This window comes from Planococcus sp. APC 3900, from assembly GCF_030407735.1.
Taxonomy (GTDB): Bacteria; Bacillota; Bacilli; order Bacillales_A; family Planococcaceae; genus Planococcus; species Planococcus notacanthi.
Map to the genome: position 1 here is coordinate 100,018 of NZ_JASDCT010000005.1, position 24,215 is coordinate 124,232.

29 protein-coding genes are annotated in these 24,215 nt (G+C 45.1%); 3 read left to right on the forward strand and 26 right to left on the reverse strand.

Annotation, left to right across the window (positions count from 1 at the left end; all coding sequences use genetic code 11):
- Positions 1–24: 24 nt before the first annotated feature.
- Entirely contained in the window at positions 25–1,101 is a 1,077-nt protein-coding gene (locus tag QMA04_RS11655) for an undecaprenyldiphospho-muramoylpentapeptide beta-N-acetylglucosaminyltransferase (RefSeq protein WP_191714355.1), read from the reverse strand.
- A 220-nt stretch (positions 1,102–1,321) separates the two neighbouring features.
- Here QMA04_RS11655 and QMA04_RS11660 point away from each other — a divergent pair, with 220 nt between their 5' ends.
- A complete protein-coding gene (locus QMA04_RS11660; protein ID WP_191714354.1) occupies positions 1,322–2,692 on the forward strand; it encodes an MATE family efflux transporter in 1,371 nt (456 codons plus the stop codon).
- Positions 2,693–2,779: 87 nt separating this feature from the next.
- Here the strand turns inward: QMA04_RS11660 and QMA04_RS11665 are convergent, their stop codons facing one another.
- The 16 genes from QMA04_RS11665 to QMA04_RS11740 all read right to left on the reverse strand — a co-directional run bounded on the left by QMA04_RS11665 (position 2,780) and on the right by QMA04_RS11740 (position 14,715).
- Entirely contained in the window at positions 2,780–3,025 is a 246-nt protein-coding gene (locus QMA04_RS11665; protein ID WP_290185944.1) for a hypothetical protein, read from the reverse strand.
- Positions 3,022–3,903, reverse strand: coding sequence for a CobW family GTP-binding protein (locus tag QMA04_RS11670; protein ID WP_290185946.1), 882 nt, complete (start codon positions 3,901–3,903; stop codon positions 3,022–3,024). The genes QMA04_RS11665 and QMA04_RS11670 overlap by 4 nt, the downstream gene beginning before the upstream one ends.
- Before the next feature lie 57 nt (positions 3,904–3,960).
- Positions 3,961–5,475: a lmo1851 family serine protease gene (locus tag QMA04_RS11675; protein WP_290185948.1), complete on the reverse strand. Its 1,515-nt coding sequence runs from the start codon at positions 5,473–5,475 to the stop codon at positions 3,961–3,963.
- A gap of 233 nt (positions 5,476–5,708) precedes the next feature.
- On the reverse strand, positions 5,709–6,413 hold the full coding sequence (gene deoD, locus QMA04_RS11680; RefSeq protein ID WP_191714350.1) for a purine-nucleoside phosphorylase: 705 nt from the start codon (positions 6,411–6,413) through the stop codon (positions 5,709–5,711).
- Positions 6,414–6,483: 70 nt separating this feature from the next.
- On the reverse strand, positions 6,484–6,699 hold the full coding sequence (locus QMA04_RS11685; RefSeq protein ID WP_203339568.1) for a YozE family protein: 216 nt from the start codon (positions 6,697–6,699) through the stop codon (positions 6,484–6,486).
- Between the two features lie 58 nt (positions 6,700–6,757).
- The gene (gene msrB, locus QMA04_RS11690) at positions 6,758–7,183 is read right to left on the reverse strand and encodes a peptide-methionine (R)-S-oxide reductase MsrB (RefSeq protein WP_290185950.1); all 426 of its coding nucleotides are present in this window, start codon (positions 7,181–7,183) and stop codon (positions 6,758–6,760) included.
- On the reverse strand, positions 7,180–7,710 hold the full coding sequence (gene msrA, locus QMA04_RS11695) for a peptide-methionine (S)-S-oxide reductase MsrA (protein WP_290185952.1): 531 nt from the start codon (positions 7,708–7,710) through the stop codon (positions 7,180–7,182). The genes msrB and msrA overlap by 4 nt, the downstream gene beginning before the upstream one ends.
- A 16-nt stretch (positions 7,711–7,726) precedes the next feature.
- Positions 7,727–8,302, reverse strand: coding sequence for a YpmS family protein (locus QMA04_RS11700; RefSeq protein ID WP_191714346.1), 576 nt, complete (start codon positions 8,300–8,302; stop codon positions 7,727–7,729).
- A 12-nt stretch (positions 8,303–8,314) separates the two neighbouring features.
- A complete protein-coding gene (locus tag QMA04_RS11705; protein ID WP_290185954.1) occupies positions 8,315–9,115 on the reverse strand; it encodes a GDSL-type esterase/lipase family protein in 801 nt (266 codons plus the stop codon).
- A gap of 39 nt (positions 9,116–9,154) precedes the next feature.
- Positions 9,155–9,994: a DegV family protein gene (locus QMA04_RS11710; RefSeq protein ID WP_191714344.1), complete on the reverse strand. Its 840-nt coding sequence runs from the start codon at positions 9,992–9,994 to the stop codon at positions 9,155–9,157.
- 87 nt (positions 9,995–10,081) lie between these two features.
- On the reverse strand, positions 10,082–10,822 hold the full coding sequence (locus tag QMA04_RS11715) for a lysophospholipid acyltransferase family protein (RefSeq protein WP_290185956.1): 741 nt from the start codon (positions 10,820–10,822) through the stop codon (positions 10,082–10,084).
- Positions 10,815–11,312: a dihydrofolate reductase gene (locus QMA04_RS11720; RefSeq protein WP_191714342.1), complete on the reverse strand. Its 498-nt coding sequence runs from the start codon at positions 11,310–11,312 to the stop codon at positions 10,815–10,817. Before QMA04_RS11720 ends, QMA04_RS11715 begins: the two co-directional genes overlap by 8 nt.
- A 258-nt stretch (positions 11,313–11,570) precedes the next feature.
- Positions 11,571–12,515 carry a thymidylate synthase gene (locus tag QMA04_RS11725; protein ID WP_191714341.1) on the reverse strand — a complete coding sequence of 315 codons (945 nt, stop codon included), beginning with the start codon at positions 12,513–12,515 and terminating at the stop codon, positions 11,571–11,573.
- A 119-nt stretch (positions 12,516–12,634) separates the two neighbouring features.
- Positions 12,635–13,228: a YpjP family protein gene (locus tag QMA04_RS11730; RefSeq protein ID WP_191714340.1), complete on the reverse strand. Its 594-nt coding sequence runs from the start codon at positions 13,226–13,228 to the stop codon at positions 12,635–12,637.
- 270 nt (positions 13,229–13,498) lie between these two features.
- Complete coding sequence (locus QMA04_RS11735; protein ID WP_290185960.1) at positions 13,499–14,281, reverse strand: class I SAM-dependent methyltransferase; 783 nt, start codon at positions 14,279–14,281, stop codon at positions 13,499–13,501.
- Positions 14,278–14,715, reverse strand: coding sequence for a BrxA/BrxB family bacilliredoxin (locus tag QMA04_RS11740; RefSeq protein WP_203339560.1), 438 nt, complete (start codon positions 14,713–14,715; stop codon positions 14,278–14,280). Before QMA04_RS11740 ends, QMA04_RS11735 begins: the two co-directional genes overlap by 4 nt.
- A gap of 1,026 nt (positions 14,716–15,741) precedes the next feature.
- Here QMA04_RS11740 and QMA04_RS11745 point away from each other — a divergent pair.
- The gene (locus QMA04_RS11745) at positions 15,742–15,978 is read left to right on the forward strand and encodes a hypothetical protein (RefSeq protein WP_191714337.1); all 237 of its coding nucleotides are present in this window, start codon (positions 15,742–15,744) and stop codon (positions 15,976–15,978) included.
- 396 nt (positions 15,979–16,374) lie between these two features.
- On the opposite strand, the gene nadR is transcribed toward QMA04_RS11745, so the two are convergent.
- The 9 genes from nadR to QMA04_RS11790 form a co-directional block, all read right to left on the reverse strand.
- Entirely contained in the window at positions 16,375–17,424 is a 1,050-nt protein-coding gene (gene nadR / locus QMA04_RS11750; RefSeq protein WP_356781385.1) for a multifunctional transcriptional regulator/nicotinamide-nucleotide adenylyltransferase/ribosylnicotinamide kinase NadR, read from the reverse strand.
- Between the two features lie 3 nt (positions 17,425–17,427).
- Positions 17,428–18,165 carry a nicotinamide riboside transporter PnuC gene (gene pnuC, locus QMA04_RS11755; protein WP_290185962.1) on the reverse strand — a complete coding sequence of 246 codons (738 nt, stop codon included), beginning with the start codon at positions 18,163–18,165 and terminating at the stop codon, positions 17,428–17,430.
- A 152-nt stretch (positions 18,166–18,317) separates the two neighbouring features.
- On the reverse strand, positions 18,318–18,560 hold the full coding sequence (locus tag QMA04_RS11760) for a hypothetical protein (RefSeq protein ID WP_290185964.1): 243 nt from the start codon (positions 18,558–18,560) through the stop codon (positions 18,318–18,320).
- Between the two features lie 119 nt (positions 18,561–18,679).
- Positions 18,680–18,886 carry a hypothetical protein gene (locus QMA04_RS11765; protein ID WP_290185965.1) on the reverse strand — a complete coding sequence of 69 codons (207 nt, stop codon included), beginning with the start codon at positions 18,884–18,886 and terminating at the stop codon, positions 18,680–18,682.
- Between the two features lie 233 nt (positions 18,887–19,119).
- Entirely contained in the window at positions 19,120–19,374 is a 255-nt protein-coding gene (locus QMA04_RS11770) for a hypothetical protein (protein ID WP_191714333.1), read from the reverse strand.
- Positions 19,375–19,646: 272 nt separating this feature from the next.
- Positions 19,647–19,961 carry a hypothetical protein gene (locus QMA04_RS11775; protein ID WP_191714332.1) on the reverse strand — a complete coding sequence of 105 codons (315 nt, stop codon included), beginning with the start codon at positions 19,959–19,961 and terminating at the stop codon, positions 19,647–19,649.
- 149 nt (positions 19,962–20,110) lie between these two features.
- Positions 20,111–21,241 carry a conserved virulence factor C family protein gene (locus QMA04_RS11780; RefSeq protein ID WP_290185967.1) on the reverse strand — a complete coding sequence of 377 codons (1,131 nt, stop codon included), beginning with the start codon at positions 21,239–21,241 and terminating at the stop codon, positions 20,111–20,113.
- Positions 21,242–21,267: 26 nt separating this feature from the next.
- Positions 21,268–23,154 (reverse strand): ABC-F family ATP-binding cassette domain-containing protein, encoded by a 1,887-nt coding sequence (locus QMA04_RS11785; protein WP_290185968.1) that lies wholly within the window; start codon positions 23,152–23,154, stop codon positions 21,268–21,270.
- Entirely contained in the window at positions 23,151–23,786 is a 636-nt protein-coding gene (locus QMA04_RS11790; protein WP_191714329.1) for an HD domain-containing protein, read from the reverse strand. Before QMA04_RS11790 ends, QMA04_RS11785 begins: the two co-directional genes overlap by 4 nt.
- Positions 23,787–23,951: 165 nt before the next feature.
- Here QMA04_RS11790 and QMA04_RS11795 point away from each other — a divergent pair, with 165 nt between their 5' ends.
- On the forward strand, positions 23,952–24,161 hold the full coding sequence (locus tag QMA04_RS11795; protein WP_191714328.1) for a cold-shock protein: 210 nt from the start codon (positions 23,952–23,954) through the stop codon (positions 24,159–24,161).
- Positions 24,162–24,215 lie beyond the last annotated feature (54 nt).

The window sequence follows — 24,215 nt, forward strand, 5'->3', positions numbered from 1 at the left end:
GTCACCTCTTGAAAGTAATGGGGATTATTTAGCGTACGAAGTGACCAATTTGGCCATTTCAGCAGCGGTAATTGGAGATTCAGTTTGTGTCATCGTTTCGATCAGCTGGTCTTTATCTTGTTGCAGGCGCTCCAGTTCTTCCATAAAACGGTCGGCAGAAAGCTCTTCTTCTTCCACAACATGGGCAAAGCCCTGTTTTTCGAATAGATTGGCATTCAGTATCTGATCGCCGCGGCTTTTTTGGATAGACAGCGGCACAAGCAGCATCGGCTTTTTCAATGCCAGGAATTCGAATATGGAATTGGATCCTGCCCGGGACACAACAAAATCGGTCATATGCAATAGATGCGGCAATTCATGGGTAACGTATTCAAATTGGCGGTAATTCAAATGAACATCCAGTTCGGGCATGCTGTTGCCTTTTCCGCACAAATGGATGATGTTGAATTGCTCCAGCAGTCGCTCCAGGTTATTGCGGACAGCCGAGTTGATCATGGCTGAGCCTTGGCTTCCGCCCATAACCATCAATACGGGCAAATCATTATTGAATGGGCAGATTTCCTGCCCTTTTTCAGCAGAACCTTCCATCAATTCACTGCGGATCACAGATCCTGTACATGTCGATTTAGTGCTTGGCACGTGCGCCAACGTTTCTTTAAAGACCGTGAAAATGTGGTCGGCAAAAGGCAATGCCAATTTATTGGCAAGTCCGGGAGTCACATCGGACTCATGGATGATGACCGGCACCGACATCATGCGGCCTGCCATAACCACAGGAACCGATACGAATCCGCCTTTTGAAAAAATGGCGACCGGTTTGGTTTTGCGGATGATATTGAGTGCTTGTGTCAAGCCTGCACCCACACGGAATGGATCCGAGAAATTTTTCGTTGAAAAATAGCGTCTTAACTTGCCGCTGGAAATGGCATGGTAGGGAACTGATGGAAACGAATCGCGGATGAGTTCATTTTCAATCCCATCTTTGGAACCGATGTATTCGACGTTGAAGCCTAAATTCTTCAGTTCCGGAATCAATGCCTGGTTTAGGGAGACGTGTCCTGCTGTTCCGCCCCCGGTCAATAAAATCGTTTTGTTGTCCATTGCGTGTCCTACTCTCATCTATATAATTTGGTATAGCAGGTAAGGCTTTTTAGAAGACCCATTTATGCTATACTGGATTTTATTTGCTAAATTGTAATCGGGTAGATTAACTTGTTCTTGAATTGGCCATCAATGCCGATAACCAAACAATGCTTAATCGGCATTAAATGTAATCGTTCATTTTTTTATTTACAGAAGTTGATTGCGGGAGGAAAGAAATATGCACCAAACCAGAACCATGAAAGAGAAATTATTATTGTTAGTGAAAATTGTTTTTCCGATTCTCGTGACTCAAATTGCGATGTATATGGTGACTTTTTTCGATATTTACATGACTGCCCGCTATGGTACAGAAGATCTTGCCGGCGTGTCCATCGGGTCTTCCTTTTGGGTGCCCGTCTATATCGGGCTTGCAGGAATCCTGATGTCCATCACTCCAATTGTAGCACAATTGATGGGCGCTAAGAAAAAAGAACAGGTAAAAGAAGCCGTGCAGCAAGGGATTTATTTGGCCATTCTGCTGGCTGTGATCGTCTTCGCCTTCTTTTATTTCGGACTCGACTACTTGTTGACATTTATGGACCTTGAACCGGTTGTTGCTGATGTGGCGAGCCGCTATATTTTTGCGATGTCTATAGGGCTGATCCCGTTATTCGTCTACAATGCATTGCGTTCGTATATCGATGCACTTGGAGCTACTCGAGTCACAATGGTCATTTCACTATTGTCCGCACCCATCAATATTTTCTTCAACTATTTGCTGATTTTCGGCAAGTTCGGCTTTCCGGAGCTTGGTGGAGCTGGTGCCGGACTGGCATCGGCTATCACCTACTGGCTGATTTTAGCGATTGCGATATGGATTATCCATACACGAAATCCATTCAACTCTTATGGCATTTTCCGCAAATGGCCCAAATTATCCTTTAGCCGCTGGAATGAAATCAGCCGCATCGGTGTCCCGATCGGTATTTCAATTTTTGTGGAAACCAGTATTTTCTCTGCGGTGACGTTCATGCTGGCCGTTTACGGCACCGTCACCATTGCAGCCCACCAAATCGCCTTGAATTTTGCTTCCCTGTTATATATGCTGCCGCTCAGCATTTCCATGGGCGCCACCATATTGGTTGGCTACGAAGTCGGAGCCAAGCGTTTCCATGATGCCAAACAGTACAGTTGGCTGAGCGTCGGCACTGCCGTCACCTTAAGTTTCGTGTCCGCCTGTCTTCTGTTTTTCTTGCGCAGCGACATTGCGGCCTTGTATTCCTCAGACCCAGTAGTTGTCGAACTGGCTGTCCAATTCTTGTTGTTTGCCGCACTGTTCCAATTATCAGATGCCATACAGGCTCCGGTGCAAGGAGCTCTTCGCGGCTACAAAGACGTCAACATCACGTTCGTTATGGCATTGGTCTCTTATTGGGTAATCGGCTTGCCTGTCGGATACCTGCTTGCCAATTTCACTGATTTCGGTGCTTTCGGTTATTGGATCGGCCTGATTGCCGGCCTCACAGCAGGTGCCATCACGTTGTCCATCCGTCTGCTGTTGATCCAGAAAAAAATCGCCGCCCGGTCGCCGATGATTCAAAATCGATGAACCTTATGAATACACATCAAAAAAGCAGGAAGAGAAAATTAAAGATTTTCTCTTCCTGCTTTCGTTTTGTCCTTTTCCAAAACGGCTTTACTCTTTTTCGGCGGCCAGCCTTTTGTACAAAGCAGCCAAGCCGTTTTTTTCTGATTCCGACAGATCCGACTGTCCGATCCGTTCCAACGCCAGTTCCAATTTCTGCTGTTTGGATTTCCGGACACGCGGATGCGTCAATTCGTCGTTGAGTTCGATCATGATGTACTTTTCAAGCTCTGCCTGCGTCGTGATGTTTTCAGCAGATGCACGCTGCGGCCACAGTTTCCGGTACGATCCAATCATGGAAGCTCGACTCCTTCCAATCCTTCACCGATCACAACAATCTGATTCTGCATCTTGATGTACTCAGGAAGCCATTGGGCCATCCCATAAGCAAACTGAAACGCATGCGGATACTTATCGCCTTCCAACGGCACATAGCCTTTGATGCGGAATACCGTATCCGGCAACGCGCGCAGCCAATCTTCAAATTTCTCCCGTTGCACAGGTGCATCAAACTGCAGCACTTTGGCGTTTAGGTTTAACTTTGAAACAGGGGTTTTGGTGACGTCTTCTGATCTTGAAGGCGTCATTTTGTCCAGTGCAGAAAACGGCACTTTGGCATGCACGGTCTGAATGATCTGCGCTGTCGGATTCAATGACTGGATTTCGTAGACGACCGTTCCCTGTTCGCCAACCGTCAATAAATCCATTTTATTGGCCAAAATCAAGTCGGCATGGCGGATTTGTTCCAAAAACAGCGAACGGATCTGCGGCGACAAGCTGTTGCGGTCCATCCAGCGTTTGCTGTCCGCTACCGTAACGATGCCTTTGAAATTCAATTGGTCGGCAAATAACGGAGAAAAAATAGCGTCAAGCGCTTCCACCGGGTGCGCCGCCCCTGTCGTTTCAATCAACAAGACATCAAAATCTTCTTCTGCCAATAGCGTCTGGATCTGCGCTTCTGATTTTTCGGAACCCGAGCAGCAGATACAGCCGTCGAGAATTTCCTTCAGCGGCACGCCGTCTTCCACTGAATCAGAATCCATGTTCATTTTGCCGAGTTCATTCATGAAGACTGCAGGTTTCAGTCCTTTATCTTTCATTTGGGTGATCATGCCTTTCAAAAGCGTCGTCTTTCCGCTTCCCAAAAATCCACTAAACAAATATACGTCTTTCATCGTCTCATCCTTTCGGTTACTGATTAAGAAAAGGCCCGCCTAAGCGGACCTCGAGAATTACTCTTCAGTTTCTTCTGCTGCAGAAGCTTCAATTCCCGCTTCTTCCATCAGAATCTTTTTGGCTTCCTGCAATTGCGGATCATCGCTTTCGATTTTCTTGCGCAACGCATCCATCACCGCAAATGTACTGTCTCCAGTAAGAATACCGTTCACTTCCAGTTCGTTTTCTTCCTGGAAAGTTTCAACAGCTTCCGTCATCTGCTCTTCAAATACACCATCCACATCTCCAACTTCGTAGCCAAGTGCTTCGAGCATCTGCTCAGCAGTTTTCACTTGTTCTGAAATCACACCGTCTTTTAGCTCCTGAGAAGTATCCAGGACCGGAAGAGAGGCATATGCCGGATAAGCAACTTTCACATCCGGTTCGATTCCTTTTTCATGAATCCAGTTGCCGTCAGGTGTCAGCCATTTAGCCGTCGTAAATTTCAGGTTCGAGCCATCTTGAAGGTCATTGGCTGTTTGGACCGTTCCTTTGCCGAATGTCTTCTCACCAACCAATTTGATATCAGCCGACTCGTTCATCGCTCCGGCCAAAATTTCAGATGCCGAGGCGCTGCCGCCATCAATCAATAAAGTGACAGGCACTTCGAGTTTCGTACCCGGTGAAGACATATAAACTTCAGGTTCAGCACCTTTTGCCTGGACTTCGAACAACGGTTTCCCGTCTTCAACAAACAAATCGGATATTTTAAGCGCTACATCCAATAAGCCGCCCGGGTTCTGGCGAACGTCCATTACGGCCGCTTCCATTCCTTCAGCTTCCATTTCATCAATGGCATCAAGCAACTCCTGGTACGTATTTTCAGAGAAACTCGTGATTTGGATATGGGCCACGTTATCGCCGACCATTTCCGCATAAACGGTTTCAATCGGTATTTCATCACGGACGATTGTAATTTCAATCGGCTCTGTGTTTTCACCACGTTGAATGGTCAATGTAACTTCCGTTCCTTTTTCACCACGGATCAACATAACAGCTTCAGTGGTAGTGAAGCCTTGAATGCTTTCTCCATCAACCGCTAAAATCTGGTCATTCGGCAGAATGCCTGCTTTTTCAGCAGGTGAGTTTTTAATCGGTGATACGACTGTTACATAGCCGCCTCGCTCTTGTACTTCTGCACCAATGCCCTGGAAACTGGACGAAATCCCTTCCAGGAACTGTGAAGCTTCTTCTTCATTCATGTAATCGGAGTAAGGATCTTCAAGCGAATCAACCATTCCGTTGATTGCCCCGTTAATCAGGACATTTCTATCCACATCTTCGAAATAATTATTCTGTATTTCATCATAGGCTGTATAGAGCTTGTCAAATTCACGACGCTCCGGTGAATTGACTTCTACGGCTTTATCGTCACCAAAGGTCAACGCAAAAACGGTCAAGCCTGCCGTTGCAATGATTAACAGGAATACCAGCATAATAAAGCTGAATGTCTTCATTTTAATAACGTGTGACGGCGATTCCTCTGTTGGCGGAATTTGTTCCTGCTCTTCCCCCGGACGTTTGTCATCCATCTATATTTCACCACTTTCATAATTGCCTTTAGAACAGGAGGAAATGTAAAGAAAAAGACTGTCAAGACAGTCTTTTTCCTTTTATAAAGGCGCTTGCGCTTTTCTTTGTCCAGACTCCAGCACCCAGCTCTTTGGGTCATAAGCCAACCCAGCTGCCGCGGCAAAGAACGCCACTCTGCTGGTCTGTCTTATGCCCGGCAGAGCTAAACGGGCGCTTGCGCTTTTCTTATATACTACTCCTGAATTGCAGCATCCAAAGCGACAACGATCATGTCGTTGAACGTCGTTTGGCGTTCCTCAGAAGTTGTCACTTCACCTGTTAACAAGTGATCGCTCACTGTCAGGATCGATAGCGCCTGGCGGCCGAATTTCGCTGCCAATGTATAAAGAGCTGAAGATTCCATTTCTAGTGCAAGTACACCGTATTGAGCCCATTTTTCATGTTCTGCAAATTCGTTGTAGAAAACATCTTCAGTAAAGACGTTCCCGACACGTAAGTTCAATCCTTTTTCCTGACCTGCATTATATGCTTTCAGCAATAGATCGAAATTTGCTGTTGGTGCATAGTTGACGCCTTTGAAAATGATTTCGTTCATTTTTGAGTCAGTTGAGGCACTTTGAGCCAAAATAACGTCGCGTACTTTAACGTCTTTATGGATAGACCCACATGTACCAACGCGGATCAATTTCTGTACGTCATATTCCTGCATCAATTCAGTCACGTAGATTGAAATCGATGGTACACCCATTCCTGTTCCTTGAACAGAGATGCGTTTGCCTTTGTATGTTCCTGTATAGCCGAACATATTACGGACTTCATTGTATAAAGTTACATCTTCCAAAAACGTTTCCGCTATGTATTTTGCGCGAAGCGGGTCACCCGGCAGTAAAATCGTATCGGCAATATCGCCTTTTTTTGCGTTAATATGAACACTCATCTAAAAAACCTCACTTTAATATAGTCGATTTAATCATACTGTTTTTTTCCTTATAGTGCAATGACGAGCCTTAACTCGCTGTATATTCTTCCCACATTTCATCGAAGGTGGATGCTTTCATGACCGGATGCGCTTTTTCTTCAATGTACTTTGACAAGTGGTCAAAGTCTCTGGAATTCTTAGGAAACGAATGATCCAAGAACATCGACTCCGCAAAACGCGAAAAATCATCAGCCACCAGTTTTCCGCGGTATTTTAATGCAAATTGATAGAATGAACGGTCCATGAAGGTCTCCTTCCTTATTTAGGGCAAAAAAAACCCGGACAGTTGTCCGGGCAACCAGTTATTCAAACAGTTTCTTGTATTCGGATAAGCCTTCAGCATCCAATTGTTCTTTCGGAACAAAACGGAGAGCTGCAGAGTTGATGCAGTAGCGCAATCCGCCAAGAGACGAAGGGCCATCCGGGAACAAGTGGCCCAAATGTGAATCAGCTGTAGCTGAACGAACTTCCGTTCTTCTCATGCCATGGCTGGTATCCAGGTTTTCTTTCACTTCTGTGTCTTCAAGCGGCTTAGCAAAACTCGGCCAACCGCAATGGGCGTCAAACTTGTCTTTAGAGCTGAACAGCGGTTTGCCGGAAACGATATCCACGTAGATGCCGTCTTCGAAATGCTGATCGTATTCTCCCTGGAAAGGAGGCTCAGTGCCGCTTTCCTGGGTTACATGATATTGCATCGGTGTTAATTTCGCTTTTAGTTCATCTTTCATGCTTGTCCACCCCAGTTCTTTTCAATAAACGCTGTCCGACCCGAACCAACTGAATAACGGTTGTAATGGGCAGGGTTTTTCTTATAATAATCCTGATGGTATGCTTCTGCCAAATAAAACGGTTTCGCTTCCAAAATAGGCGTGGCTACAGGTTTTTCGAATCTGCCTGAATTGTCCAGCTCCTGCTTGGATTTTTCTGCAGCGATCCGCTGTTCTTCAGAATGATAGAAAATCGCTGTTTGGTAGGATTCGCCGCGGTCAAAAAATTGGCCGCCTGCATCTGTCGGATCAATTTGCGTCCAGAACACTTCCAATAACTTTTCATATGGGAAAATGTCCGGCTGGAACGTAATTTGTACGGCTTCCACATGTCCGGTTGCGTTGGAGCATACTTGTTCATACGTCGGATTCGGCAATTTGCCGCCCGTATAGCCACTCCCTACTTCTTCAATGCCGTCCAATGAATCAAAGGGCTTGACCATACACCAAAAACAGCCCCCTGCAAATGTCGCTTTTTCTGTCTTCATGTGCTCACTCCGTTCCTTATGGTTCAATTGTCACCAACAAGCGGATATCATCCTCTTGCAGGTTGAACGATGCCGCCCGGACCGAGATGCCGTCATCCAACGGAATTTCCGTCAGCTTCAGCAGCACTTCCTCTTCAGCAGGCATCACTTCCATGAAATCCGGAAGTTCAACTGAGTCTCTTAGCAACTTTAACGCAGATTCAGGCGGAATATCCAGCATACCGACTTCCACAGATTTCTGTTCGAGCAATAAATTGCCATCTTCTTGAACAAGCGGCTCGAATTTCATCAAAATCGGCAATGTCACCGAAAAAATAGTCAACTCCGTCGATAAGCTGACATCGTCGTTAACGGACAACGCCAACGGAATCGGCTGGTCTTTCATCGCATCCTGTATATATGTGTTGGCAATTCCTTCAAAGTCAGCTTTTGTCGTATTGACGACTACCGTATTGCCGGCTGCCGGTGCATTTTTCAATGCCTGATAGGACGTATAGTCCTTCGGAGGCGTCGTCATATAGAGAACAACGCCCACCAGCGCCAGTACATTCACTGCCAGCAAAATAAAAAACGCAAAACGCCATTTTTTCATTTTCATTACCCCTTACTCTTTGTAGCTCAACCCGCATTCTTCCATCCGTTCCAGGATGCGCTCACTCATCAAATCATAGCCTTTGCTGTTCGGATGAAAGAAATCAGTATGGTAAACCAGGTTTTTATTCCCTTCAAACAAATCACTTACAGGCACAAAACAGGCCTGTGGATCTGCTTCAGCGCTGTCCTGCATGGCCTCGTTGTAGGAAGCGATTATTTGATCGAATTCCTCCACTTCATCGGTTATGAGCGAGAAAGGATTATAGATGCCCATGACAATGATGGGAACAGTCGGGTTAATGCTGCGGATAGCGGTAAAGATATTTTCAAACCGGTTTTCATACAAAATGAGTTCATCTTCAAAAGCTTGCATATTCAGTGAAAACAAATCGCGTTTGACGATCCGCATCACATCATTGCCGCCGATGGTCAGAGACAGGTAATCCGCTTCGGCTACCGGGCCGGTCAGTTCTCCCTGCTGGAACATCGCCAGCAATTGGTCGCTGCGGCGTCCACGTTTTGCCGTATTTTCAACTGCGACTCCTTCAACGCCCGGCCATGTCCGGATTTCAGCGGCTACTCTTCCCGTGTAGCCACCCAGATTTTCTTCATCTCCCACACCTTGAGACAAGGAATCCCCAAGTGCAGTGATGACCAATGCCTGGGGGATGAAATTCGGCGGTACCGTATACCGGCCGATAGACGGTTCGTTGCGCGGTTCCGCTTCTTCGTTATTGAAGATAAAAGTTGGACTGCATCCCGCTACTATAACTAAAGACAAAACGACGATAATCAACAGGATGCGCTTCAAATTCGTCTCTCCTTTTTGAAAATGGCCTTACAGCTTTCTTTAATCCGTGTAGTACATAAAACCAATGGCTCCGACTCCTGTATGGGTCGAGATGACCGGTGTTGTAAAATCGAATTTAATATCCGTAAAACCCGTTTCTTTAATTTTTTCACGCAACGGTTCAGCCATGGCAAGTCCACCAGCGTGGGCAAGCCCGACACCTTTTACGATTTTCCCGGCAGTCCGCTCTTTAAAATCGTTGAATAGATACTCGACCACCTGTTTGTGGCTTCTGACTTTCGCCACCGGTGTATAAGAACCATCGTCCAATGAAGCAATCGGTTTGATCTTCATCAATGAACCGAGCAAGGCACGCCCTTTACCGATGCGTCCCCCTTTGACGAGATTATCAAGAGTATCAACGACTACGAATAATTTTGTATTCAGACGGATTTTTTCTATCCGCTCCACAATCTCTTCCATTGACCTGCCGGCTTTTGCCATATCGGCAGCCTCGAATACCTGGAATGTCAACGCATGAGAAATGTAACGCGAATCGATTACGGTCACATCCGAGTCGGTCAGCTGTGCCGCTGTTTTTGCCGACTCCACTGTACCGCTCATCCCCCCAGTCATATGGATGGACAGAATCTGGTCGCCATCTTCTCCCAATTTATCGTATAGCTCTTTGAATACACCCGGAGCCGGCTGTGAGCTTTTTGGCATTTCATCGGAATTCTTCATCAATTCGAGGAAAGATTCCGGTTCAAGGTCAACGCGGTCCAAATAGGTTTTGCCCCCGATTTGGATGGTCAGCGGGACCACATGCAAATTATATTTTTCAATGACCTCTGGTTTTAGATCAGCGGTCGAATCCGTGACGATATGAATCTTTGACATGAAATCACTTCCTTCTTATTCACTTAGTTTAAGGAATTGCCGGGCCTTACACAACTGATAGGATGTCTTGCGCAGTTCTATTTGCCGTCATTTATTGGTTTTTTGACGAGACAGCCCGGCAATGGCTTCTTCAATTTTTGATCGAACCAGATGGATTGCTTCTTTTGCATTCAACTGTTCGATGACGTCAGCTGGAATAGGGTTCAGAAGCTGTACTGCTACATCTGCCGGCAACACTTTATTGTTGTTTTTCTCCATGATCTCGGAAGTTCCGAGAATCGCAATCGGCTGAATCGGTACACCGGCATCTTTCGCGATACGCATAAAGCCGGACTTGAATTCGCCCATCCCTTCACCTTTGCTTCTGGTGCCTTCAGGAAAAATCAAAATCGAGTGGCCTTCCTTCAGCTTCCCCACGGTATCGGTGATTGATTTTAAGGCGCTCCGGCGATCGGTGCGATCCAAAAAGACACAATTCATCTGTTCCATATACAAAGGGATGATCGGCAGTTTCTTGACTTCTTTTTTGGAAATAAAACCGAAGGGCTTCGGAATCTTTGACAGCAGGACCGGAATGTCGAAATTTCCTTCGTGATTGCTGACAAACAGGACAGGCCCTTCAGGCAACTTTTCCAATCCTGTGATCGTAATGTTGCTCTGTGTCCGTTTCATGATGCCCGTTGCCCATTTTTGAGGTTCTGTGTGAATCAATTCATCGTATTCCTGTACACTCAACTGCGGCTTCTGTTTGATGAATTTCTTCAAATTCACTGTACTGAGAGGCAAATAGCCGAAAAGAAATGAGAATGTGCGAATGGAATTAAGCATAGTTCTTTTTCTTTTTGCGCCGTTCGTACACCTGGTACGAAAAAGGCACATCATTCGAAATTTGCTGTTCCGACTCGGAAACGAGTTTCCATTCACGGCCGTATTCAGGGAAGTAGGTATCGCCTTCAAATTCCTGATGGACCAATGTGATATACAGGCGGTCTGCTTCATCCAAAATCGAGTTGAAAATCTGCTCGCCTCCGATGATCATCACTTCTTCATGGGTTTCTCTTGCCAATTTCACGGCATCCTGCAGGTTATGGACCACATCCACACCTTCTGCCTGGTAATCGTCGCTCCGTGTCACGACAATGTTGCGGCGTTTCGGAAGCGGTCTGCCAATAGATTCGAACGTATTGCGGCCCATGACGATTCCTTTACCAATTGTGTGTTCTTTAAAATAAGCCAAATCGGCCGGGATATGCCAAGGCAATTCGTTATCTATACCGATGACCCGGTTCGGATCATGCGCTACCATCAATGAAATCATTTATTTTTCCTCCTAAACCGCTCGTGGCGGGTGTTGAACTTTGTATCGTTTAAAGATATTCCGCAAACCTGCTCCGCTTTCCTTCGGGCGAGCGCCAAGCCTCCTCGGTCGCTGAGCTCCCTTTGGGGTCTCGGCTGTCTCGCTGGAGTCTACGCAAGTTTGCTCCATATCAATGTATAAATAACTATTTGACATAATTTATACATGGTTTATACACAATCAATAATGTCCATATGTCCAAACATACTTGATAGAATGTTAGACAGCAACCGGCGCTTTGATCCGTGGGTGTGGATCGTAGCCTTCTATTGTAATGTCCGATAAGGTCAGGTCGAAAATCGATTCGACTTCTTCATTGATTTTTAAAGTCGGCAGCGGTTTTGGTTCGCGCGTCAGCTGTTCCTTCACTTGTTCCAAGTGGTTAGAGTACAGATGCGTGTCGCCTGTTGTATGGACAAAGTCACCGACTTCTAAATTGCATTCACGGGCTATCAGATGCGTCAGTAATGCATAAGAAGCGATATTGAACGGCACGCCTAAAAAGACATCTGCACTTCGCTGATAAAGCTGGCAAGACAGTTTTCCGTCCGCTACGTAAAACTGGAACATGATGTGGCATGGCGGCAAAGCCATGTCATCAATGAATTCCGGGTTCCAGGCAGTGACCAGGTGACGGCGGGAATCCGGGTTTTTCTTGATGGATTCGATGACGTTCTTCAATTGGTCAATGGTGCCTCCTTCTGTGGTGGCCCACGATCTCCATTGCTTGCCGTAAACCGGACCTAAGTCGCCGTATTTTCCTGCAAACACTGGATTTTCGATTACTTTACGCTGAAAGCCCTGCATCTCGATCTTATACAGTTCTGCAAACTCAGGATCTTTTTGGGCACGGCGGCCGAAGTCGGTCATATCGGGGCCGGCGTATTCATCGCTTGCCACCCATTGCGCAAACGCCCACTCGTCCCAAATGTGGTTATTGTCTTCAAGCAACGCCCGAACATTGGTGTCGCCTTTGATGAACCAAAGAAGCTCTGAGACTATCAAGCGGAATGCTGTTTTCTTTGTAGTCATTAATGGGAATCCTTCATTTAAATCAAATCTCATCTGATGACCGAAAACACTCAACGTGCCGGTTCCGGTCCGATCTTCTTTTTGTGCTCCGTTATGTAAAATATGTTCGCATAAATCTAAATATTGTTTCATGTAAATCGCCTCCATTGTTAAGTCTAATCATAACAAAAACTGCGTATCAAGACACTTTTCATACAAATAATTATGAAACTATAAAAATCCAAACAAAAAACCGTCACAAAGTGAACGGTTTAGGAAAGCCATTTCGGCGGAGTATTTTTAGACCAGTAAATGTCGCCCAAAGTTATGTGTTTTTGGAAGTTATCCTCGGCCAAATGATAATGAAAATTGAAGGAATAGCCGACTTGCGGTTTTTTCTCGGTTCTTACATGGAAACGGATTTCGTCTTTATTGGTTTCGGTATCGTAGACATGGAAAATCTTTTCGGAGTAATCGCCTGACGGTTTTTCGGAAATCGCCAATTTTTTCAGTTTGCCTGAGTCCAAGTTCGCCAAATGAAGATCGATGGCCCGTTGGATGTTCGGCAGCACAGATGTTTGGAATTCACCCTGAATGACTGGCCCAATGCGTGAACCAAATTTTATGTAGGACTGTTCTTCGGCAGACTGGTGCACGGAGTGGATGAAGGAGTCGCCGGTATCGTAAAATTCGCTCGGGTCAATCCAATCATAGACATATTGTTTGTTATCGCTTTGCGCTGCATGTGATTTCGGTTGGCCTTTTTCGTCCAAAAGGGACTCCCAGATCAAGTGGTTCGGGGAGATTGCGCCCAATGTCAATACGGCAACTGTAATCATCAGCGACTTTTTCCACCAATTTTTCATCAACATCACCTTTTCATTTATGAACATTTTAGTAACGCGTTTGCTTATTTATACGAATTTCCTGTGTAAAGGTTTCATCTTCTTGAGATTCATTGTACAATAAAGTTATATACAATGCCTTGTTTTTTTGAAAAGGAGGAATTTTTGTGGATGCATCATTATTGATCGGATTAGGTCTTCTATTCATGCTTATATACTTGACTTCACTTTCAATTACGGATTAATAAGCAACAAAAAAACTTCCTGAAAGCCAGGAAGTTTTTTTGTTGCTTATTTTTGTGTTTGGCACAGGATTACGCCGTAATGGAATTTCGTATTGGGTCGTACGCGACGGGTAAAGCCGAAGCGTTCAAAATCCTCCGAACGGAAATGTGCTTTCAGCACAACGGATTTACGCGCTACACGCTTTGCTTCTGTGAGCCATTGTTCCGTCAACTGCCCTTGGTCAGCCGGTCCACGCAATGGGGTGAAGTTGGACGCTTCCGTAATTTCCTCTGTGAACATCGGGTCCATGTAAATCACATCAATGGAGTCAGAGTCAAGCGTCTGCAAGAACGATACAGCATCAGAAGAAATCACCTCGATCCGCTTCATCGCCTCATCCAGATGCGGCACACCATTGTATTGCCCGAGCCCTTGCCGAACGACGTAAGCGAAGATTGGATGGCTTTCGCAGCCATACACCTTACCTTCCTCTCCGACACGCTGGGAAGCCACAATTGAATCAGACGCCAGGCCCAAAGTGCAATCCAAAAAAGAATCACCACTCTGAAGGCCGGATACGTCGATCAACGGATCCTGTTCAAGCGGACGCTTTGTCCGGAACGCTGCCGAATTCGGATGAAAAAAGAACGGCTCGCTTTTACCTCTCGGGTAAAACTCGAGCCGCTCCTTCAAACAGACCACAAGATCCGCTTTTTCATCCGCATGCATTCTGTCGATGGAACGTTTATTGCGCGGGACCTGCAAAAGCGAAAGGTCTGCCGAAACACGTTCGGCCCACTCCAGCGTGGCTGTGGTCGGCCGGTACGCGGTTGTGACTACCGTCTTCACTGGGCAGCCACCTGTTCAAGAACCTGCGCCAAATGGTCGCGGATCTGTTCCATTGGATAACCCTCAATCTGTTCACGCGGAATGAAATATGCCAATTGGCCGTCTTTCAGCACCGCAATCGATGGAGATGACGGAGGAACTTCCTCGAAATAATTGCGCATTTGCGCAGTTGCTTCCTTATCCTGTCCGGCAAATACCGTCACCAAGTGATCCGGTTTCGCTTCTGCCGTATTCAATGCTTCCAGAACCGCTGGACGCGCCAATCCTGCTGCACAACCACAAACCGAGTTGATCACAACAAGACTTGTTCCTTCAGAACTGCTCATGTGTTCGTTTACCTCTTCTGCTGTCAGTAACTCTTTAAATCCTGCACCCGTCAATTCCTGGCGCATAGGCACAACTATGCCTTTCATGTACTCATCATATGCGTTCATGCTTTCGCCTCATTTCATTTGGATTATATCTTTAGTGTAACCCAGATGGCTTGGGATTTCATAGTGTGGGGTTTTGGAGGTTTTTTTTGTAGACTCACCTGAGTTTTCTTAATAAGAAAACCAGGCTTTTATGCCGTGAAGTTTCGAGATTTAATCTGGATTCTTTTCGAGTTGCCGCAACCACCTACCAGGAACTGAAAATTTTGATTTTAGCCGAACAAAAAATCCTTGAAATGAGGATCGACTTCTTTCAGGATAATTACCCTCAGCGACCGACCTATCGACCATGATCAGATTGGACCTTCGTCATCATCGCAATTTAGTTTTTCGATTTCGGACTTTTTCTATCACTGCCGGCCTGCATGGATTCAAATTTATAGCGGCGCTCGTCAATTGTGCACGTTTGTTAGATATATGGCCTATCCAAATTTTGTTTTCTGCATTGTATTGAACTTCCGCACAACTCCAGAAGCCTGTACGCGTTTCTTTTTCAAAAAACACGGTAGCCGCTCAGAAATAAAATAGGAATGGTAATCCAAAGCAATACAACAACAGCATTGAACATCAAGGACGTAAGTTTCCATCCTGTGTTATAGTTACTTGTATGATTTTATGGATTCTTAAGACTTTTCTTAGTCACTTTCCATTAGGAAAGGCGTGGTCTATTTGAGACTCAATAGCATCAAAAGTTTTCTACAAACGATGCACGACTATTCATCGGTTAATATCACTCAGACTTTTGCTTCTGAGGACAAAACAAGAAGCTTATCAGTTCAATTCATAGCAGCAATTCAAATGTTTTCTGTTACCGATGCTGCAACAAATCAATTGTGGGAAAATGCATCTATGGACGAGACTGCTTTGTTTATCGACAACTATCTTAGTGCTAACCTACTTCCAGTCAGCTCCTGATTTTTTCAGGGGTTTTCTTTTGCTCAGTATTGGGCATACCAAGAAGTGGACCCGGGCAACGAGATTCATTTCCTCCGTCTAAAACTACGTCTGAAAAGGAAGAGCCTGATTTTCATGAAGTTAGAAAACATCAAAGAACTGTTGCAGATCATTTGTAATTTCAACAACTCCAACATCACTCATACCTTTGCAGTTAAAGGAAGCGATGAGACGCTAACAGTTATCTGCATTCAAGAAACATTCATTCTTGAAATCACTTCCAATGAACAGGAAATAACAAAGCACTTTACCTCCATTGACGAAGCAGCTGAATTTATTAATGAAAAAATTCATGTGCTTGATGATAATTGACTTCTCTTAATCGGGAGGTTTTTTGTTTTCTTTTTTTAAAAAAAGTTTGGAAACTCTACTTAAAAAATCCTTAAGAATAAGAGGTCGATTATGAGATGAAAAAGCAGAGAAAAGAAAATTGCTTTATAGGCTTGGTTAAGGAAATTGGCCTTCTAATTATTGTTGAAGCTGCATTTCTAGCAATATGGAATACTTTGATGGCCATACCAAGATGAATTTATCGTATGTACACCAGTATTTGAGTTTACCTAAATAATGATTTTCAGCTCAACTTCATACACGTTGAACTATTTTGGCCTTTTTTTCTTATATATCTTTTGTATGGCCTCCATATCCCTCTCCACAAAAAAAGACACAAGCCAAGAGCTCTCACCTTCAACCTGTATCCAATAGACTTTATTCATTTGTTTCCCCATAAAGCTTCTCCTCCAAAATTTCATCAACCAGCTCGATCGCCTGTTCGAGACGTTCGTGATAATTCCCGCTAATGGAATGGTAGGTGATGTTCTGGCGGTCCAGTATGGCTTTCAAATAATCGTTGTTGCGCTCCCGAATCGTCTGTTCGCCGAACAACCGGGTGCCGTCATCCACCCATTTCACATCCGGTTCAAGGAAAAGCCACAGGTCATAGTTCTGCAGGGCTGCGATTTGGTCTAAGACCGGTTGCTCATAGCCCAGATAGGCCCAGGAGAAATACTGGGTGACGTTCGCTTCTGTGTCGATAAAGAGCAGCTTGTTGGCGCGTTTGGCCTGTTCTGTTTCATGGTATTTATGCTCGAAGGCGATTTTCGGGAAATCGGATTCTATCGCGATTTCGGCACCGATATGGTCATAGAATTTGCGCCCGTATTCTTCCACATAGCTGGTATTGTACAGGTTTGCCAGGTTCTTGACCAAGGTCGACTTCCCGGCGCTTTCGGTTCCCACCACGACAACGGTCCGGACAAAGTAAGGCTGGACTACGTGAGGAATAATCGCCCAATGTTTCATGGCGCCTTCTTCGCGTATTTGCGTGGCCGAGATCGGATAGGTCCGGCGCTCCGCATCCAGGACGACGTGCTTCGCACTTGGATAAAGCTTTTCGAAATGGTCGCCATAGGCATGTTCAGAACTAAAGACCACATCGATTTCTTTTCCAATTGCCGCTTTGATGCCGACAGCACCCTTCTCCCAGTCGTAGAATTCGCCTGTCTGTTTTTCTGCAACAGCATGCACTTTAACATGCGGCAGGTCTTTTGTGAGTTCGTTCCACCAGCGAAGCCGCTGATGAAAGGGAATGGGCTCCATGGTCGTCCCCTTGAAATAAAATTCCCGCTCATAGTTCTCGTCATGCGTCAGGATGATATGCAATTCCTCGACCATCGTACTGGCACGGATCATGGCACTGACATGCCCTTGATGGATAATCAAAAACTTGCCGCCATACATTCCAACTTTTCCTATCATTTGTTAAACAGCTCCTTCTTCCAGCCCTTGCTTTTTGGCCATCTTTCTCCAATTGTAATAGCCGTACATGGAATTAAACAAGAAGGCAGTCCACATTACCACCAATGTATAATCGTTGCCTCCTGTTGAATCAAGCGTAATGACCCACAGCGCGATGGAAAGAATATTGACCAAAATCCAGAACAGCCATTGCTCAGCAAATCGTTTCAGCATCAGAATCTGCGCTGTAACAGACAACACATTCGTTGCAGAATCCAATCCGACAGACCGTCCGCCGATTGTCTGGAGTAAAATTGCATATAAAACTGTTCCTATGATGATGGCAATTACGGTATAAAGCCAAGAACTCATTTTCATGGTTTTGACGATGACGTCTTCACCCTGCACACTGTCTTTGTTCCTGATGGTGTTGCGATGCCATAAATAGAGCCCGATAAATTGGATCGGGAAATAGAAAAGTCCGTTGAGCATCGCTTCCCCGTATAATCCGTAAGTGAAAGAAATGTACGCGTAGGTAGAGGTCTGGATAATTCCAAAGTAATAGTTGCTGATTTTCCCTTTTGCAACCAGCAAGACGCATAACATGCCGCTTAGAGAACTGATAAGGCCGAGGAGCGTGTCGTCCCAAGCAAAAAACAAATAGATATTAATGGCAGTGAAAATGAGGAGCCAACTCTTTTCGAATAAACTCCAATCTTTCAAAAATCGTTGTGTTTTTGATTCAGCAGCGTTGATGGCCATGGCTAATCCTCCCAGATTTGATATCGTTTCATTTGCCTACCAGTTCTCCTCCTGACTCCGTTACTTATTACCCCAACTATACCATTTTTTCTCACCTCACCAACTCCTTTTTAAAAGAAAAAGAGCGCCCATAAGGACGCTCTTTTGAGACATTATTTGGTTGAAAAACTGGTATACAAATTCTTCAAGTATTTATCCGGATGCGGCATGGGGTGGTTCTTGCCACGTTTGGTGTTTTTTTGGTAGCTTTCAAAAGCGGCATTAATCAGTGCCCAATCTTCTGGATAATCTTCTTTAAAATTCGTTTTGAACACATGCCACGTCATGTCTTCACCATATTTTTTTATCATCGCTTCTATTTTTTTCTTTTTCGCTGGAAATACTGCACTGCCCATATCATCACTCTTTTCTCTAATCAATATACAGCATTTCAGAAACTTTGAAAAGAACCTTTAAAACGGCGGTTCCTTTATTTTCTATTTACTCTATATTGGTCAAATTAAAGAGCCATCCCTCAGGATGACTTGAATAATGAGATTTGAATGCCTTCAGCAGTTGGTGGGCGAAGAGTAAGGGTAGTCCCGTTTTCTTCTACCGTATATTCTTTTAAATATTCTTCCACATCCTCCGGATGCTCTGCACTCGTCTCTCGCAAAAGCTCTTTAATGATCAACGAGCTTCTTTTTTCATTTAATACAATGCCATTGACTGTAAGATTCAACTGAAACCCTCCTATGTATACTTAAAAGATATCATAAACTTATCATCATTAAACGTATACATGGACCTAATATTTATTAATATTTTTTGCTTAAAGTACCGATTTTATCTATTAAGTCATAGAAAGTAGTTTTAAATGCCCATTAACAAGTAAGAGAATAATAGTCAAGACACCTATATGAGGTGTGCTTAACATAAAAATACTGCCTTCTCAGGCAGCATTCAGTTTCCTGTTCAATTTTGCTGTTCAGGAAGAATATTGTTGAATAGCTCTGGCACCAACCTATTGACTGCGAAGTTCTGCGTCATTCCGCAATGGCCGCATCCTGTGACGATCACCGGAAATTTTCCGGACGTTGATTTACCCAGAAACAGCAATTCATCGACGATGACCGGATCTTTTGTTCCGCAAGCAGAACAAACCTTGCTGACACCTTTGTCATTTAATGTTTTCGCAATTATTTCCAGTTGTTCTTTGTTCAGTCTCATGCTCTTCCACCTTCCCTCTTTTTTAAAATTTATCCTATATAAGTCGAACTAGAGAGATAGCATATAAAATCTCTGGCACTATGAACAAAGCTCCCGTCCATTCAGGAGCCGCGCCTGCCTGGAGAGAAATCTCTAAAAATATGGAGCAAAACAGCGAAGACGCCTTGGGGATCAAGCGAAGTGCTGAAATCCACTCGGGCATTTAGCCCGAGTTAGTTCAGCGCGAGCCCCCGGCAAGCGCAGCTGTTTTGCGGAATATCGACTATATTGCATTATTTCTTCAACTTATCTAGCTTGTCATATTCCTTATTGATGAAATCAAGCATCTGGCTGAAGATATCGTACTCAAACCATTCATAGGATGTATCCTGATCGTATTTTCCATCTTCTTTGATTTCCACGTTGTTGGAAGACAACTGGACAATTTGCGTATCTTCCACATCCTCTTCCTGTCCTTTCACTTTCTGGCCATCGAATTGCTTGACCACTTTCCGATAAAATTCATCGCGTTTATGGCGGTCTTCAAACTCCCACGATTCATACTTTCCGCTATATAAAATCTCCATTGAATAGACGCTGTTTTCCATTTTCAATTCCTCCTAGTAAATGATGACTCCCTTTTTTCTGTCGGTTAACAGCACTTTACCTCTTAATGGACTCTTGGAAACATTAATTTTATCCAGCAAGCTGAAAATCAAAAAAAGGCCGGCGACTTTTCAGTCACCGGCCATTCACTTTATTCTTCTTTCATTGCCTGTCTGGCTTCAGTCATTTGTTTCCAAACTGAACCTTTGGCATCTTCGCCTTGTTCGATTCGTGCAATGGCCATCTTGATCTGAAGCTTCACTTCAAACTCAGGGTCGTCCTCTGCCTGTTTCAGGGCCGGCAACGCGGCTTCTGTGCCGGTTTCGTAAAGGAACATGGCAGCTCTCCAACGAACCAATTTGTTTTTATCGCCTAATGTTTCCATCATGATCGGCTCAAATTCCTCAAAGCCCAGATCACTGATGGTGTCGCCGGCCGTTCTGCGGACAGCCCAGCTCTTGTCTTTCATGGCGCGTTCAACGTAAGGCACTACAGCTTTATCATCGATATCGCCAAGGAAGATGGCAGCCTGGCGGCGAATGGACATTTTTTCATCATCCAATGCCAAAGACAGCAATGGCAGGTCGTCGATATCCGCTTCAATCATCTGATCAAGCAGCTGGAAACGGGTCTCCCAGTCAGGTGCATTGAATTCGTCAACTGTAATTCTCCGTCCACGCGGTGCCGAGTCGGCCTGTTCGGTGTCTTCTTTTGCAGTGAGTGCATCCAAACGTTCTTGTGGATAAGCAGCTTCGATTTCTTCGACCATGCTTTTGCCGATTTCGCCTTTATCGCCGTAACGGACGCCGTAATCAGCCCATTTGCGCTGCAGCAGGTAATTTTCCTCTGTGGGGTCCATAACCAGCTTCATCCCAGTGATAAAGCGCTCAGGCATGCCAAAGCGTTCTTCAGAGCTGTTATCAAAGACTTTTACTTGAAGGGGAATTCCTTTGAATTCCTGAACATGTACATAAACCTCGCCGTAATGCTCATCCAACTCGATTTCTTCGCTCGAATGTTCTCGATCTTCACCGAAGACATTGCGGACTTGTGCCAAAATCGATTCCCAGTCAAACTTTGAAATGCGTTCGACTGCCAAAAAGTCGGCCACGTGATAAACGCCTTTTACCCCATCAATCTTCAGCAGCTCCTGAACTTCTTTTGGAGCGCCTTCCAGATTGTCTTTATGGTAATTATGGCTTTTGCCAAACGGCAATTCCTGATCGATGATCACTTTCATCGTATTCGGGCTTGGTGTCGGTTCAATGGTAATGATTTTCACAAAAAATCCCTCCTGCAATTAGTAGATCATGCTTCCGCAATTTCCTGAAGATAGGTCCAGCGTTCAATCAATGTGTCGCATTCGGCTGTCAGTTCATTGACTTCCTGAGTCAGTTTCGCCAATTTGTCGTAATCTGCTCCTGCCGCCGCCATTTCTTCTTCGCGTTTTTCGATTTTTTCTTCCGCTTCTGCTATCTTGTCCAGGATGCCATCGTACTCCTGTTGTTCTTTGTAGCTCATCTTCTTTTTCGGCTTCGCCGGCTCTACAGGGTCAGCCGCAATCTTTTCAACAAGCTCCTGCTCAGCCAGAGCCACCGGATTGTTTTTTTCTTTAATGAATTCGGAATACAAACCTTGGTATTCTTCTATTTGGCCAGTGCCAGTCGTCCATAGTTTCCGCGCAATGCGGTCAAGGAAAAAGCGATCATGCGAAATGGTGATGACGACACCCGGGAAGTTTTCGAGGAAATCTTCCAGAACAGAAAGCGTCTGGATGTCCAGGTCGTTAGTCGGCTCATCGAGGAACAGGATATTTGGTTGTTCCATCAATAGCTTCAATAAGTACAAGCGTTTGCGCTCGCCCCCGGACAATTTGCCGATTTGCGTGCCATGGCCGTTCGACGGGAACAAGAAGCGTTCAAGCATTTGAGTTGCGGACAGGCGGACTCCTTTTTCCGCTTCAAAATCACTTGATGTCTCCTGAATGTATTCAATCATCCGCTGCGATTCGTCCATTTCAGGCAAATGCTGCGTAAAGTGAGCAATTTTAACGGTGCTGCCGTATTCCATCTGGCCAGTAGTCGGTTCCAATTCTCCAGCCAGCATTTTCATCAAAGTGGATTTGCCGGCGCCGTTTGGCCCGACGATTCCGATGCGGTCTCCACCCTGCAGAAGGAAATCAAAGCCGCTGAAAATCTGCTTGTCGCCATAAGCGACGCCCATATTCTTGCCTTCAATGATTTTCTTGCCGAGGCGTTGGCTTTGCATCGACAGTTCAAGAGACGTATTGTCGTTTTCTTTTTGGACGCTTTCTTTGATTTCATCAAAACGCTGAATACGCGCCTTTTGCTTGGTGGAACGCGCTTTCGCTCCGCGGCGAATCCATTTCAATTCTGAACGGAAACGGTTTTCGAGTTTTTGCTGGGACGATGCGTTCATTTCGTCGCGTATGGCTTTGTTTTCCAGGTAATCGCCGTAGTTCCCTTTATGTGTATACATAGTTTGGTCAGCAATCTCGAATATATGGGTCGAGACTGCATCCAGGAAGTAGCGGTCATGCGTAACGAAAAGCATCGCTGAATCCATGCGCAGCAATGTTTCCTGCAGCCATTCCGTTGAAACGGCGTCCAAATGGTTGGTCGGCTCGTCCAGCAGGATCAAGTCAGCCGGTTCGATCAACGCTTTAGCAAGCGCTACACGTTTCCGCTGTCCGCCTGACAGTTCGCTGACGACTTGGTCGTACATGTCGATCCCCAGTTTCGACAAGGCTGTTTTTGCCAAGGCGTTGATATCCCATGCGTTGTCCTGTTCCATTTTTTCCTGGATCTCCATCAATTCATCCTGCAATTGCGTAGAACTTGAATCAATCATCATATTTTTCAAGGCATTCTCATAAGCGCGGTTTAACGCCAATAACGGCGAATCGCCCGAGAACACTGTTTCGAGTACCGTCAACGACTCATCGAATTCAGGCTCCTGCATCAAATACGTGATCCGGTATTTTTTCGGATGGTCCATGACAACGTTATCGGCATCCATCGTTCCTGCCAAAATGGACATCAAAGTCGATTTCCCTGTTCCGTTGACGCCGATCAAGCCGGCACGTTCTCCTGGATACAATGAAAATTCGACGTCCTTGAATAATGTTTTGGCTCCTACTGTTTTGGTTAATTTCGAAATATTTAAGTGGCTCATTTATTCCCATCCGTTTCTGTTTGAAGTTGCTTTAAAAAGGATAGCATAAATTCATGGCGTTCTTCAGCCATCTGCTTACCAGTTTCCGTAGTCATTTGATCTTTCAGCAGCAATAGCTTTTCATAGAAATGCGTGACGCTGCTGGTTGGTGCATTCCGGTATTCCTGTTCCGTCATTTCGGTGCGTGCTTTTTCGTGCCAATCGTACAACTTCCGTCCTTTTGCGCCGCCGTAGGCAAACGCACGCGCAATGCCGATTGCCCCAATGGCATCCAAACGGTCCGCATCCTGGACGATTTTCGCTTCAATGCTCGATGCCGGCTTGCCGTTGCCGCCTTTAAAGGACACCGAACCGATCACTTCCTGAATGTGATGGCGCTGATCGTCCCGAAGTTCCAGACGATCCAGGATATCACTTTCCAAATCTTCCTCAGGTTTTTTGTATTTCGGATCCGATACATCGTGCAGCAGCACTGCCAGTTCAACAATGAAGGCATCTGCTGACTCCTGTTCCAGAATCGTTTTGGCGTTTTTCATGACGCGCTCAATATGCTGCCAGTCATGGCTCGCATCAAACAAATCATAGATTTTCTTTACTTCGTTCTGGCATCGCTCTATTTTTTCCAGTTCCATGCTTCCGCTCCAATCGCTTGTTTCTTCTATTATAACCTGAAAGCTCCTCAAAATGCCTGTATTCCCAACGATTATTGACGTTTCCATAGGCTTCATGTATAGTATAGCCATCCATAACATGGCGTCTATGGGTCCATGGCATACTCAATAATAGGGGGAACTCGCATGCACCAGGGTACAGTGAAATGGTTTAACTCAGAAAAAGGTTACGGTTTTATTGAGTATAATGATGGTGATGATGTATTTGTCCATTTTACAGGCATTCAGGGCGATGGGTTTCGGACATTGACGGAAGGCAAGCCCGTGTCATTTGAAATTATTGACGGCAACCGCGGACCACAGGCTGCAAATGTTATTCAAATCGAATCAGAATAAAAATAAACAAAAGCAGGGACGGAAAATTCCGTCCCTGCTTTTTATTTTTGGGAA